Raw genomic sequence first — 13,970 nt, forward strand, 5'->3', positions numbered from 1 at the left:
CCCTTTTCTTGTCTGTTTATGAATTCTTCATTTATAATAAACGCCTCTCTTAAGAGAACACGTCCATTAACCCTTTACTGCCCCGACGGTAAGCCCTGTTACAAAATAACGCTGCACAAACGGATAGAGGAGAATAATTGGCCCTGTGGCCAGAACAGCTGTAGCCATCTTGATAGATTGCGTAGGAAGATCGGCTGAATTAATCACTGCCCCCGAGTTGATCATAGTCCCAAGGTTGGTCTGATTAACCATTCGCTGCAAAAAGTATTGCAACGGATATTTAGTCGGGCTATCCATATACAACATCCCGTTGTACCACTCATTCCAAAAGCCCAGCGCCGAGAACAGTCCAATGGTGGCCAAGGATGGAACCGCCAAGGGAATAAAAATCCGCCAGTAGATGCGGAAATCGCCGGCACCGTCAATGGTAGCGGATTCATATAAGGAATCCGGAATCGCCTTCATGAAATTGCGCATCAGGAAGATCGACCAGGCGCCGACCACAGCCGGCAGGATCATGGCGAACAAGTTATCCTTCATATGAAGATGCTTGACCATCAGGATATACGTTGGAATCAAGCCGCCGCTGAAGAGCGTCGTAAAGTAAATCAGGAAGGAGAAGAAATTGCGGTACTTGAAATCCTTGCGGTTGAGCACAAAGCCGGCCATCGACATCATAAACAGTCCAAGCACCGTACCCACTACAGTGATAAAAATAGTTACCTGATAAGCATTGATGAGATTTGTAGAGTTGTTAAGCAGCAACTCATAAGACTTGAAGGAAAATTCTTTGGGCAGCAGCTTGTAGCCTTCGCGGACAATTTCCTGCTCGTTCATAAATGAGGAAGTGATCATCAGCGCAAAAGGAAATAAACAAATCAGCGCAAAGATTGTGATGCACAAATAGCTGATGGCTTTAATGAAGATACTGCCGACATCTTGTTTGACTGCTTTCTTTTCCATTATCATCACCCCTGTTTCTTTCTGAATCTTAGAATAATGCGCTGTCAGGCTCGACCTTGCGCACAATAAAGTTCACCACAAGCACCAGAATCAGCCCGAACAAGGATTGGTAGAAGCCAACAGCGGCTCCCATGGAGAAGTTGAATTGCCCCACCAATGAACGGAAGACATACGTATCAATGATATCCGTCTGCGGATACAGCACGGAATTCGTCCCGATCAGATTATAGAACAGGTCAAAGGAGCCTTTGAGAATCCCGCCCATTCCGAACAGCAGAAGCAGAATAAAGGTTGGCTTCAGAATCGGCAAGGTCATGTAGCGGATCCGTTGCCAGGTAGTAGCGCCGTCCATATAAGCAGCTTCATACAAATCATGGTTGATCCCAGTTATGGCTGCCAGATAGATAATCATGCCGTATCCGGTGCTGGCCCAGATTTTGAAGGCGACGATAATGTATTTCCAAATGCCTGCATCGGAGTAGAACTCGTGGCGGTCCAGCCCGGCGCCGGCCAACATCGTATTGATAAAACCGGAGTTAAAATTGAATAGGTTGTAGGCAAATACCCCCACGATAACCATTGAAATAAAGTTCGGGAGGAGAATCACCGACTGGGAGATCTTCTTGAACCATTTCCCCGTTATCTCCGACAGCATAATGGCAAACACAATTTGAATGATATTCCCCAAGACAAGGAAAGCCACATTGTACAGCAGGGTATTTTTGGTGATATTCCAGAGATCACCATTTTGAACCAGGAATTCGAAGTTCTTCAGGCCGATAAAATGGCTTCCGAAGATCCCCTTGTTAAGTTTGTAATCCACAAATGCGACATAAGCTCCAGGCATTACCGCATAGTGGAAGATCAGGAAATACAGAAGCACGGGCAGCAGCATAAGGAAAAGAACTTTGTTCTTCATCAATTCCCGGCCGATATTTCCACCAGTTCGCATAATTCTTGCCAATAGGCCCACCTCCAATTTGAACGATGCATTCACACCAATGGAATAAATTCAGACGCCTCTCAATCACGATAAAAGGTTTGCTGAAAGGTATAGAAACGTTTCCATCATTTTTTTGGAACTCCCCTTGCGAAGAGCATACTCTTAAAATGTATGCGCTGTCAATTGAATTTTTTTTCGAATTTCAAGTACATTAATTATATATACGGTCCTAAATGTTTCGAAACAATAATTATTTCAAAGATGATTGACATTTTTTAGCCACGAGACTAATATCGAGGTATACCTAACATGGAAACGTTTCTATTATCTTTTTTGGTGAAAATGCATGCCCTTGATGACATTTGATTTGAACTCCCCTATCCGTTCAATTTCATGTCCTATCCATGTAGTGGAAAGCGAGGGTTCTTATGATTTTCAGACCACAATCCAACATGATTACCTTTACAGTCGATGAATCCAAGTACACGTTCTTGCCAACAGGCGACATCTTCGAATTCTCCAATGGGCCATTCCTCATCAATCAGTTCCAGGGCAATTCTATGGATGGTTCGGCCAATAATATTTATCTTCGCGTGCATACAGCACAAGGCATTGAAAGCTATCCCTTGCTGGGAATCCGCTCCCGCTCCAAACTATTGTACAATCACGAAAGACTTATTTACCAAGGCCGGATAGAGGCTATTGATTACCGTGTTACATTCTCTCCTGCCGCTGATGGCATCTGGTTCTGGCATATCCAGCTCTCCGGAAACGGGGAAACGGTTGATGTCATTTATGGACAGGATCTCGGTGTCGCTGAAAAAGGCGGCGTGCTGTCCAATGAGCTGTATATGAGCCAGTACCTGGATCACAGCATTTGGGAGGGGCCTAACGGTTACGCCGCATGCTCGCGCCAAAACCAGCCTCAGGGCACAGCTTTCCCCTATCTGCAGCAAGGTGTGCTTCAAACCAAAGCCGTCGGCTATTCAACGGATGGCACGCAGTTTTTCGGCTTGTCTTATAAAGCCCTGGATGTTCCTCAAGTACTGGAAAGCGGACTTCCGAACCAAAATGTTCAATATGAGCTGGCCTATACCGGTCTGCAAACAGAGCAAATGAAGCTGGCTGGAACCGTTGATTTTGCCTTCTACGGCCTGTTCCGCCAGACTCATCCCGCCGCAGTAACGTCTCTTGAGTTTGGGTCCCGGCTGCAGGAAGCTTATGCCTCCATAGACTGGAACCTGAGCGACGCTGTACAAGAGGGAGAAACAGTCACGCTCAGTACTGAAATCGGGGGTCCTTATGTCTCTCCGCAGTGGTCACAAGCCGAGATTGATGCCGCTTTCCCTGAGCGGAAGCTCGAAGAATACGAGGATGGTAAACTGTTGTCCTTCTTTACTAATGACCACGTCCATGTCGTGCTGCAGCCCAAGGAACTGCTCGTTGAACGCCCGCACGGACATATCATTACCACCCTGATGGATGACACACAGGTCAACAACAAGCTGATTACGTCCACCAATTATATGTACGGTATTTTCAACGGTCAGACGGTGGCGGGTAATACTTCTTTCCATAAGCTTCTCTCCACGCCGCGCGGCCTGCTCAATATTCTCAAGAACACAGGACAGCGCATTTATATCCGCCAGGATGGCGTCTACCGGATTCTTACGCTGCCAGCCGCTTATGAGATGGGTGTAAATTTTGCCAAATGGCATTACAAGCTGGAGGATGATACGTTAACGATCACCACCTTTGCTGCCGCCAATCAACCGGATATTGTGCTTCAGGTACAATCAAAGCTCGGAAAATCCTACGATTACCTGATTACCAACCAGCTGGTTATAGGCGAGCATGAATTCCAGCATCCGGTGAGAGTCAGCGCTGCAGACGGAATTATCCGCGTTCAATCAGATGAGGACGCTTGGCGGAACCATCCTTATCCCGGCCTGCATTATGACATTCAATTACCTGATACCGCTTTCAATTTCAGTGACGACCGGATATTCTTTGAAGACGGCAAGCCGCGCAACGGTACGCTGCTTACCCTTTCCGTAGAGCAGTCCTCAAGCTTCCAGCTAGTCATGCAAGGAAGGCTGGAGGACAAGGAAAGTTTACCGCTGGCTCCTTACAGCTTTGAAGCTGAAGTAACATTGTACAGAGAATTCTACGAAGCGTTCAGTTCCCGTTTCTGCTTACAGATCGAGGGTGCCGAACAGGTGCAGATTGATAAATTGAACGAAACCGCATGGTGGTATACGCATAATGCAATGGTCCATTTTATTGTGCCGCACGGACTTGAACAGCCAGGCGGAGCCGCATGGGGCACGCGGGATGTATGTCAGGGGCCGATGGAATATTTCCTGATGACCCAGCATTATGAATTGGCCAGAAATGTTCTTTTGGAGATTTTTGCCCACCAGCTGTGGGAGAGCCGGGAGTGGCCGCAATGGTTTATGTTCGACCAGCACCCTGTCCAATCCCCTGAATGGCATGGCGATGTCGTGCTTTGGCCGCTTAAATGCATTGCCGACTATGTAATGGCTACCGGGGACAGCTCTATTTTCCAAGAAGAGGTAGTCTATCACTATCTGGCAGATGCCCTGCCTACCCGGGAGTCGGAATCCGTGCTGGAGCATGTCAAGGCAGCCGTGGACACCATCTGCAAGCGCTTCCTGCCTGGAACAGCCCTTATCTCCTATGCCGGCGGTGACTGGGATGATACCCTGCAGCCTGCCGATGAAGCGCTGAAGACCAAGCTGGTCAGCGCCTGGACCGTTGCTTTGGCATTCCAGGTCATCCGGAATCTGTCGCAGGTCACTGCATTCGACCCTGAGTTCTCAAGGTCGCTTGCTGAAATGGCAGAACGGATGAAGGTCTCTTTCCAGACGTTGCTCATTAAAGATGAGGTTATTGCCGGCTTCGCTTACTTCAAAGATGCCGAAACCATCGAATACATGCTGCATCCGCTGGACCAAAATACCGGAATACAGTATCGCCTGCTGCCGATGACACGCAGCATCATTGCCGAACTGGTGGACCCTGCACAAGCGGATATGAATCTGCGCCTGATTGATGAGCATCTCAAATGTCCGGATGGCGTACGCCTGATGGACCGCCCTGCCCGCTATGAAGGCGGCGTAAGCACCATTTTCCGGCGTGCCGAGCAGGCCGCCAATGTCGGCCGTGAAATCAGCCTGCAATACGTGCATGCCCATATTCGTTATCTTGAGGCGGCAGCTAAACTCGGAGATGCCGAGCGTGCCTGGGAAGGGCTGTTCCAAATCAATCCGATCAATATCCGTGAGAGCGTGCCCAATGCGAAAATCCGCCAGAGCAATATGTATTTCAGCAGCTCGGACGGAGATTTCCCGGACCGCTACAGCTATCACAAGAATTTCGATCAGCTGCGCACCGGCAGCGTCCAAGTGAAAGGCGGCTGGCGGCTATATTCCAGCGGACCCGGCATTTACCTGAATCAGCTCATCTCGGGCATTCTGGGAATCCGCTTCACGGCAGACAGCCTGATTATTGATCCGGTTCTTCCGGCCAGCCTGGACGGTCTGCGCTTCACTTATCAATGCTTCGGCCGCACCTTACAATTTGTTTATCATATCGGATCGGGTTCCACCAGCACACCGGAACTGCGTTCGGAGGGCAATGCCGTTGCCGGCCAAATCCTGCCCAATCCGTATCGCCCGGGTGCGCTTAGCATTCCTGCAAGCACTGTGCTTGCGCTGCCTGACGAAGAACTGCATATCTATTTATCCCAATAACTTTCAATGCGCTCGATGAAGAAGGAGTCTGCCATGACTAAACCGTTTATCCAAGAGCTTGTGAATGAAATGACACTGGACGAAAAACTGGCCCAATTAACCCAACTTGGTCCTTACTATTGGGGCCTGGACGATACCGTTGATTTGACAGGTCCGTTCAAGGAGCTCAAAATTAAGCCACATGCCATTGAGAATATCGGAAGCGTTCTGAACGGTGTTGGAGCCCGGAATGCCATCGAAATGCAGACCCGCCATATGCAAAAAAGCCGCCAGAAGATTCCGCTGCTCTTTATGGCGGATGTCATCCACGGCTACCGGACCATTCTGCCCATTCCTCTGGCGCTGGGCTGCAGCTTCGATCTGGAAGCCTGTGAACGCTTTGCCGAGCTCGCTGCCAAAGAAAGCGCGGCTGCCGGGATTCATGTCACTTTCTCGCCGATGACCGATCTCGTCCGCGATCCCCGCTGGGGCCGTGTCATGGAAACATCCGGTGAGGACCCTTATCTGAATGCCCGCGTCACCGAAAGCATGGTGCGCGGCTATCAGGGCAAAGACCTGAAGGAAAAAGGACGCATAGCCGCCTGTGTCAAGCATTTCGCCGGCTATGGTGCGCCTGAAGGCGGCCGGGAATACAATACGGTCGATATGTCCTCCGGTGTATTGCGTGAATTCTATCTGCCTGCTTACAAAGCAGCGGTCGATGCCGGTGTAGCTATGGTAATGGCCGCATTCAATACGGTAGACCGTATTCCGGCAACCGGAAATGAACAGCTTCTGCGCGGGATTCTGCGGGAAGAATGGGGATTCAATGGTGTTACCATCGCTGACTTCAATTCCGTCAATGAGCTGATCCCCCACGGCGCTGCAGTGGATGGCCGCGAAGCCGCAGAGAAAAGTCTGGCTGCCGGTCTTGATATCGAGATGATGTCCACCCACTATCTCCATCATGCCGCAGACCTGATTGAACAAGGCCGGCTTGATGTCGCTTTGATCGACGAAGCGGTTATCCGGGTACTGGAGCTTAAGGACACACTGGGCTTGTTTGAAAATCCGTTTAAGGATGCGGATCCGCAAGTGGATGAGGCAGCCGAACCTAATGCGGAGCATCTGCAGACCGCACGCGAGCTTGGCGCAAGCTCGGTCGTGCTGCTAAAAAATGAGAATGAAGCTTTACCGCTCAAGCGGGGGATGAAAATCGGTTTGGCCGGTCCTTTCGCCACTTCCATACATGTACTGGGCGGCTGGGCCGGAACGGAAAAGGATCCGGCGGTCTCGCTCTACACAGGACTTTCCCTAAAAACCTCAGCCGGGGATATCCTTACGGCAATGACCGGCGAGCTGGGGAGTATGCTGGAGGGTGTATTTGATGTAGAGGACGGGATAGAAGAAGCGTTTCACCGCTTGAAGGATTGCGATGTGATCCTTGCTGCAGTGGGCGAGAACCAGCAGGATACCGGAGAAGGCGGCAGCAAAACCAACCTGCGCCTGTCTCCTAATCAGGAGAAGCTGATCTGGCGCCTGAAGGACACCGGCAAAAAGATAGTGACCATTGTATTCAGCGGCCGGCCACTGGAGCTGAAGCCTGTGCTGGATGCCAGCGATGCTTTGCTCCAAGCCTGGTTCCTCGGCTCGGAGTCAGGGAACTCACTGGCAGATGTACTGTTCGGGGACTACAATCCTTCCGGGCGTTTATCCATGAGCTTCCCCTACACTGTGGGCCAGATTCCGGTTTATTACAATGCTTATTCAACAGGACGTCCCTATGATCCCATGTATCCGCAAGTACGTTATGTAACCCGGTATTTAGACTGCCCCAATGACCCGCTCTTCTGCTTCGGCTATGGCCTGAGCTATTCTGATTTTGCTTACAGCAGCTTCAAGGTTGAAGCCGCTGACAAGCTTGTAGCCTCTATTGAGGTAGAGAATACCTCGGACATCGAAGGTAAAGAAACCGTTCAGCTCTATATTCACGATGTCAGCGCAAGCGTTGTGCGTCCGATCAAAGAGCTTAAGGGTTTCCGGCAGCTTTCATTGGCAGCGCATGAGAAGCAGGTGGTTTCCTTCGAAATCACCAGAGACATGTTAATGTTCTATGGCAAGGACGATCAGCTTGTCTTCGAGCCTGGCGAATTTGATATTATGATCGGCCGAAATTCAGGAGATCATTTCACCCGGCGTATCCATATCGACTGATTTGGCCAGAGAGGGGAATTTCCAAATGAAACGCCATTTATCATTCCAGAACGACGGAACCTTTAAAATTGTGCAATTTACCGATCTACATTGGATGGATGGAAGAGCCGAGGATCAGCGTACCCGTGAACTCATGGAGCGTATTATAGAAGCGGAGCAGCCTGATCTTATCGTTTTTACGGGGGATTTAATTTACACGGGTCCCGTTCCAGCGGAAGAAAAGGAATGTGAGAACCCTCAGGAAGCTTTCCGGGAGGCTGTCGCTGCTGTTGAACAAACCGGCATTCCCTGGGCCTTTGTATTTGGCAACCATGATACAGAAACCCGCATTTCCCGTGATGAACTGATGCAGGTAGCCTTGGAGCATCCTCACACGCTGGCTGAGGCCGGACCTGCGGAGCTTGCCGGTACAGGCAATTATACACTTGAAATTGAGGGGCCCAATGGCAGCTCCGCTGCAGTTCTTTATTTTCTGGACTCCGGCAGTTATTCCGGTCTTGAGCAGGTACCAGGCTACAATTGGATCCAGCGGAATCAGCTTAACTGGCTGACAGCTGAATCGGCACGGCTGAATCCGCAAGCACATGAGGATAAGCTGCCTGCACTTGCATTTTTTCATATCCCGGTTCCCGAGTACCAGGAGGTATGGTCTACCCGGATCTGCCATGGACACCGATTCGAGCGCGTCTGTTCTGCTCCTGTTAATTCCGGATTATTTGCGACTTTGCTGGAAATGGGCGATGTGCTGGGCACCTTTTGCGGACATGACCATATCAACGACTTTGTTGGCAGCCTGCATGGCATACGCCTCTGTTACGGGCGGGCCTCAGGCTACAATACTTATGGAAAAGAAGGCTTTAAGCGGGGGGCCCGCGTGATAAAACTAACCCTGGGCGAAAGGAATTTTGATACTTGGCTCCGTCTTGAAGACGGCTCTACCGTACTGGAACAGCCCGTTCATGAGCCGGATAACGTAACGGTACATTAATCTTCCAACCTGGAATTGTCCGGCTCTAATAATCAGTCCACCCGCTCTTGGAACGAGACTTCCCCACATGATGGGCGGCGGTCTCGTTCTTTTTTCATTTACATAACACCAAATCAATGATTGACACACCATAACGGCAATGATAGCATATAACAAAATAATTCAAGTTATAATTCCTCACACAATGTTAACATTACATCTCTCTTGTATAAGCTCGATAATTTGGATTGAGCGTATCTACAGGCAACCGTAAATTGCCCCAGGCTACAAGAGGCAACGCAAGACCGAAGGGAACCAAGGCTGAGACCGCATAATTATTATGCACTCTCCTATGGTGACGTTTGTCTTGCATGTGCCTCTTGTCATCCGGGGTTTTTTGATATTCATGTTAAGGACTTATTCAGATTAAAGGGAGTGAAGGCGATGAGCGCATCCTATGCACGGTTAAGCGAGTCCATCAGCAAGGCCAAGAATGTGAGGATTTATAAAAACAAGGATACCGCCTATGATTTCAAGCTGTACCCTTTCGGAGAACGGGGCACCTATATTGATCCCGAGCTGATTAGTGAAATCACTGATAATCTGGCAGACAGTGTTACGCAGCAATTCCCTGCATTTGATTATATCGTATCGCCTGAACCCGGCGGACACACTTGGGGGATGCTGGCCGCCTACAAGCTGATGAAACCGATGAACATCCTGCGGCTCAGCACCGAGCTGTACGACAATTATGAGGTATGCATCAAGCGGGAGACCGCTTATAACGAGAACTATATTTATTTTGACGGTTTCAAGGCCGGGGATCGGGTACTTATACTTGATGATGTCATCAGCTCGGGGGCGACTATCCGCTCCATCGCCGATCAAATGGCTGATATGGGCGTGCATTTAGTCGGGGTACAGGCGATTCTGGCCAAAGGCGAGCACTACAAGGCGCTGGAAGCAGACTATGGCATACCGGTACGGGTGCTGTCTAAGGTATAAAGTGTTATAGAAGCTGATTTCAACTTATATAAATAACTTATTTAAGGGAGTGAAGATCGTATGGCTTTTTATTATGAACAGCCTTCAAGAACGTTCAGCGAGTTTCTGCTTGTTCCGAACCTGACCACCAAGGAATGTATCCCGGGTAATGTCGATCTTAGAACCCCTGTAACTAAGTTCCGCAAGGGTGAAGCGCCGGCGCTTACGATGAACCTTCCGGTAACCTCCGCCGTGATGCAGGCCGTTTCCGACCACAACATGGCTATCGCTCTGGCCAAAAGCGGAGGAATCTCCTTCATCTATGGCTCCCAGTCTGTGGAACAGCAGGTTGATATGGTGCGCAGAGTCAAGAAATTCAAGGCCGGCTTTGTCCTCAGCGACTCCAATCTGCGCCCGGAGGATACCCTGCAGGATGTGCTGGCCCTAAAAGCGCGCAGTGGCCACTCCACCATCGCCATTACGGACAACGGGGAGCCAACCGGCAAGCTGATGGGCATTGTCACCAGCCGTGATTACCGCGAGAACCGCCTGCCGCCGGAATGCCCGATTACGGAATTCATGACTCCTCTCTCCGCTTTGATCTACGCTGCAGAAGGCATCACCTTAACCGAAGCCAATGATATGATCTGGGACCATAAGCTGAATTGTCTTCCGATCGTGAACAGCAGCGGCCATCTCGTCTACCTGGTCTTCCGCAAGGACTACGACAGCCATCAGGAATATCCGCTGGAGCTGCATGACAGCAATAAACAGCTCATCGTCGGTGCTGGCATCAACTCCCGGGATTACAAGGAGCGGGTTCCGGCGCTGGTCGAAGCAGGAGCAGATGTGCTCTGCATCGATTCCTCCGATGGTTATTCGGAATGGCAGGCAGAGACCATCCATTATATTAAGGATACTTTTGGGGAATCGGTAAAGGTGGGTGCCGGGAATGTCGTGGATAAAGAGGGATTCCTCTACCTCGTTGAAGCAGGGGCGGACTTCGTCAAAGTCGGCATCGGCGGCGGCTCCATCTGCATCACCCGGGAACAAAAAGGTATCGGCAGAGGGCAAGCCTCCTCCGTCATTGAAGTAGCCGCGGCCCGCCAGGAATACTACGAACAGACCGGAATTTATGTCCCGATCTGCTCCGACGGCGGCATCGTCCACGATTACCATATCGTCCTTGCCTTAGCCATGGGTGCAGACTTCGTGATGCTGGGCCGCTATTTCGCCAGATTCGATGAAAGCCCGGGCCGCAAGCTGCTGGTCGGCGGGAACTTTGTCAAAGAATATTGGGGTGAGGGCTCCAGCCGGGCCCGCAACTGGCAAAGATACGACTTCGGCAACGCCGATAAAGAAAGCAAACTCGAATTCGAGGAAGGTGTCGATTCCTTCATCCCTTATGCCGGCAGACTCAAAGACAACCTGGATCTCAGCATCAGCAAAATCAAATCGACCATGTGCAACTGCGGCGCTTTAACCATTCCCGGGCTGCAGCACCATGCCAAAATCACCCTCGTCTCCTCCACAACTATTTACGAAGGGGGGGCACATGATGTTATGCTAAAGGAAAAAGACAGAACATCCTGATCATTAGCAGCCTGTGAACACAGAAAGGTTGCTGCGGCGGGATCATTCTGATTCATAAGGAGCCCACACAATGACGTCATTACAAAAGGTTCTGGTCACCAAAACAGAGCTGCAGCAAAGAGTCCAGGAGCTTGGAGCAGACATATCACGGGATTATGAAGGCAAGGAGCTGGTGCTGATCGGCATCCTTAAGGGAGCAGCCGTATTTATGGCTGACCTGATGCGCGAGATCACCCTCCCCATCGGCATGGATTACATGTCCGTATCCAGCTATGGCGCCAGCTCTACCTCAAGCGGCGTCATCACCGTCAAAAAAGACATCGACACCGACATCCGCGGCAAACATGTCCTCCTCGTCGAGGACATGATCGACACCGGCCTGACCCTGCAGCATCTCAAGCAGCTCTTTGCTCTCCGTGAGGCCGCTAGTGTCCGCATCTGCACCATCCTCAGCAAGCCCTCCCGCCGCCTCGCCGACATCCCCATCGACTACTGCGGCATCGAAATCCCCGATGAATTCGTCGTCGGTTACGGATTGGACTATGCCGAACAATTCCGGAACCTGCCGGAGGTTTGGATTGTGCAGACGGGCGAATAAGGGGCAGCAAAAAGAGCCGGAACTTTTTAAGTGCCGGCTCTTTTTGCTGTAATGGATTCATAAGGCTTTATTGGACCTGGTGACGCTTAAAGGCGCGCCCGACAAAGGGGATCCATACCGCACTTATAACAACATAAACAACAATCCTCATAGTGATAATATCTACGGCCAAGCCGGGTTCGCTTCCAGCAGGCCATACACTCCTGGTTTCATCTTAATCGTCATTTGATCGACCGCTGTTTTGCATCCATTGTTTGGATTGAGTTTTTCTTTTGTCTGTTATTTTCATTGCCTAACAACTTCTCCCACCCGCTTGTACGTTGAAAGCAGAGGGATAAAAAAGCAAATACGGCATATCCGAGTATACCTCCCAAGAGGTTCAGAATTATATCATCAATGTCTGCGGAGGCTCCGATAAAATATTGCGAAAATTCGATACAAAAGCTCCAGAAAAAAATCACCAACACAGTTCTCCCAAAGGCTCGCGCCCATGAAAATACACTTGGCACAAAAAATCCACAGGGGATAAACATGATGATATTAGCATAGACCTGCACAAACGCTTTATCCGGCGACATTCCCCCTGACTCATTTAACCAGCGTAAAGGGATCAGATTCAAGTGATGTTGCGCCGGTTGAAATGCTTCTTCTCCCCATGCTGAAATTATGGTGGCGTACAACACTATAAAACCACACGCAGCAAATAACAAAAAGCACAACTGCCGGATTACATTTACCCGCCTCCTCAACAAAAAGAATACCGGCAAATATAAGATGGCGAGAGCCGCAATGATAATGCCCCCTATTATAAAGTAACCCAGTAAATCATTCATAGTGACCTCCATGTGAAGTGAGCGGTATCTTTACGCTAAATACGGTTTTCCCATTTTCACTCTGCATCCCGATCTGCCCCTCATGCCGCATTATTATTTCTTTGGCAATGGCCAGGCCCAAGCCTGCACCTCCCGTATTCGTTGAACGGGCATCATCCAATCGGTAGAACTTATCAAAGATACTGTTTTGCTTATCAGGCGGTATGGTTTGCCCGGTGTTCGTAAAGGTAATGTTGGCCATACCCTCATGGGCTTTTGCCGCCACCTCAATCGTGCTGTTATCGTCACTGTATGCAACGGCATTTTTCAAAATGTTATTAAAAACCCGCGCCAGCTTATCTGCATCACCATAAACGGTTATCGTATCTTCGGCGTCAATAACCATCTTTTTTCCGGCAGTCGTGAGCGAGGGATAAAATTCATCCGGCATTTGTATCAGCATATAAGAGATATCAACATTCTGTTTATTGAGCTGGAGCGTTTGCAGGTTATACCTTTCGACTTCAAAAAAATCATGGATAAGACGCTTCAAATGATACGCCTTATCCAAAGTGATTTTCATATATTTCTCTTGTTGCTCCATCGGCATATCGGAAGCTTCATTAAGTAAACTCAAATATCCAATGACAGAAGTAAGCGGCGTTTTTATATCATGAGCCAGATACATGACCAAATCTCTTTTGTTCTGCTCTGCCACCTGTACTTCCAGTTCACGTTTTTTGAGGCTTTGCTTCACAAAAATCAGTTTCTGCTCCATTGAGGACATCTCCGGTGATAGCGTAATATCTGCTTCATCCTTAATTAAGGCATCCATTCCTGCATTGACTTCATTAAAATATTTTGTAAACCAGGATAAAGAAAAATAGAAAAAAATAAGAAAAAAGGCCGATATCGCTATCAGCATTATGATTTCCCAATGATCACGGAAAGTACTTTCGTAAATCGAAAGGGCATCGCTATATTCGTAACCAAAAACATGCTGTAATAACAGAACGCCTCCCTCACCCAGTCGTCCTCGAACCAGTAAATATAGAATATCCACTGCGATGATAGCAAGAATTATCAAAATCAGCATTCGAATGAATACTTTCATCCTTAACTTTGCATAGTTCATCTGAAT

At 49.3% G+C, this 13,970-nt stretch carries 10 protein-coding genes and 1 riboswitch; of the genes, 6 read left to right on the forward strand and 4 right to left on the reverse strand.

Going from position 1 to position 13,970, the window contains the following annotated elements; translation table 11 throughout:
* Nucleotides 1–66: 66 nt before the first annotated feature.
* Together MHI45_RS11510 and MHI45_RS11515 are read right to left on the reverse strand one after the other, a co-directional pair.
* Nucleotides 67–963 (reverse strand): carbohydrate ABC transporter permease, encoded by an 897-nt coding sequence (locus MHI45_RS11510; RefSeq protein WP_038595743.1) that lies wholly within the window; start codon nucleotides 961–963, stop codon nucleotides 67–69.
* A 28-nt stretch (nucleotides 964–991) separates the two neighbouring features.
* Complete coding sequence (locus tag MHI45_RS11515; RefSeq protein WP_306080849.1) at nucleotides 992–1,936, reverse strand: ABC transporter permease; 945 nt, start codon at nucleotides 1,934–1,936, stop codon at nucleotides 992–994.
* Between the two features lie 398 nt (nucleotides 1,937–2,334).
* On the opposite strand from MHI45_RS11515, the gene MHI45_RS11520 reads away from it, so the two are divergent.
* From MHI45_RS11520 to hpt, 6 genes are all read left to right on the forward strand, one after another.
* A complete protein-coding gene (locus MHI45_RS11520) occupies nucleotides 2,335–5,682 on the forward strand; it encodes a GH36-type glycosyl hydrolase domain-containing protein (RefSeq protein WP_341119072.1) in 3,348 nt (1,115 codons plus the stop codon).
* 33 nt (nucleotides 5,683–5,715) lie between these two features.
* Complete coding sequence (gene bglX / locus MHI45_RS11525; protein WP_341119073.1) at nucleotides 5,716–7,875, forward strand: beta-glucosidase BglX; 2,160 nt, start codon at nucleotides 5,716–5,718, stop codon at nucleotides 7,873–7,875.
* 25 nt (nucleotides 7,876–7,900) lie between these two features.
* Nucleotides 7,901–8,863, forward strand: a complete 963-nt coding sequence (locus MHI45_RS11530) for a metallophosphoesterase family protein (protein ID WP_341119074.1) — start codon at nucleotides 7,901–7,903, stop codon at nucleotides 8,861–8,863.
* Nucleotides 8,864–9,047: 184 nt separating this feature from the next.
* Nucleotides 9,048–9,150: riboswitch (purine riboswitch) on the forward strand.
* Between the two features lie 136 nt (nucleotides 9,151–9,286).
* A complete protein-coding gene (locus MHI45_RS11535; protein ID WP_341119075.1) occupies nucleotides 9,287–9,847 on the forward strand; it encodes a phosphoribosyltransferase in 561 nt (186 codons plus the stop codon).
* A gap of 60 nt (nucleotides 9,848–9,907) precedes the next feature.
* Nucleotides 9,908–11,419 carry an IMP dehydrogenase gene (locus tag MHI45_RS11540; RefSeq protein WP_341119076.1) on the forward strand — a complete coding sequence of 504 codons (1,512 nt, stop codon included), beginning with the start codon at nucleotides 9,908–9,910 and terminating at the stop codon, nucleotides 11,417–11,419.
* 70 nt (nucleotides 11,420–11,489) lie between these two features.
* Nucleotides 11,490–12,017 (forward strand): hypoxanthine phosphoribosyltransferase, encoded by a 528-nt coding sequence (gene hpt / locus MHI45_RS11545; protein ID WP_038595755.1) that lies wholly within the window; start codon nucleotides 11,490–11,492, stop codon nucleotides 12,015–12,017.
* Between the two features lie 221 nt (nucleotides 12,018–12,238).
* Here the strand turns inward: hpt and MHI45_RS11550 are convergent, their stop codons facing one another.
* Both MHI45_RS11550 and MHI45_RS11555 read right to left on the reverse strand, forming a co-directional pair.
* Nucleotides 12,239–12,850 carry a VanZ family protein gene (locus MHI45_RS11550; RefSeq protein ID WP_341119077.1) on the reverse strand — a complete coding sequence of 204 codons (612 nt, stop codon included), beginning with the start codon at nucleotides 12,848–12,850 and terminating at the stop codon, nucleotides 12,239–12,241.
* Nucleotides 12,843–13,964, reverse strand: a complete 1,122-nt coding sequence (locus MHI45_RS11555) for a sensor histidine kinase (protein WP_341119155.1) — start codon at nucleotides 13,962–13,964, stop codon at nucleotides 12,843–12,845. Before MHI45_RS11555 ends, MHI45_RS11550 begins: the two co-directional genes overlap by 8 nt.
* Nucleotides 13,965–13,970 lie beyond the last annotated feature (6 nt).

Origin of the sequence: Paenibacillus sp. FSL H3-0321, from assembly GCF_038002865.1 — a bacterium.
In the GTDB taxonomy this organism is placed as follows: domain Bacteria; phylum Bacillota; class Bacilli; order Paenibacillales; family Paenibacillaceae; genus Paenibacillus_AQ.

Coding starts and splice junctions, on each gene's coding strand:
- MHI45_RS11550 (WP_341119077.1), bottom strand. CDS start 12,850: ATGAATGATTTACTGGGTTACTTTATAATAGGGGGCATTATCATTGCG.
- MHI45_RS11540 (WP_341119076.1), top strand. CDS start 9,908: ATGGCTTTTTATTATGAACAGCCTTCAAGAACGTTCAGCGAGTTTCTG.
- MHI45_RS11535 (WP_341119075.1), top strand. CDS start 9,287: ATGAGCGCATCCTATGCACGGTTAAGCGAGTCCATCAGCAAGGCCAAG.
- bglX (WP_341119073.1), top strand. CDS start 5,716: ATGACTAAACCGTTTATCCAAGAGCTTGTGAATGAAATGACACTGGAC.
- MHI45_RS11520 (WP_341119072.1), top strand. CDS start 2,335: ATGATTTTCAGACCACAATCCAACATGATTACCTTTACAGTCGATGAA.
- MHI45_RS11555 (WP_341119155.1), bottom strand. CDS start 13,964: ATGAACTATGCAAAGTTAAGGATGAAAGTATTCATTCGAATGCTGATT.
- MHI45_RS11510 (WP_038595743.1), bottom strand. CDS start 963: ATGGAAAAGAAAGCAGTCAAACAAGATGTCGGCAGTATCTTCATTAAA.
- hpt (WP_038595755.1), top strand. CDS start 11,490: ATGACGTCATTACAAAAGGTTCTGGTCACCAAAACAGAGCTGCAGCAA.
- MHI45_RS11530 (WP_341119074.1), top strand. CDS start 7,901: ATGAAACGCCATTTATCATTCCAGAACGACGGAACCTTTAAAATTGTG.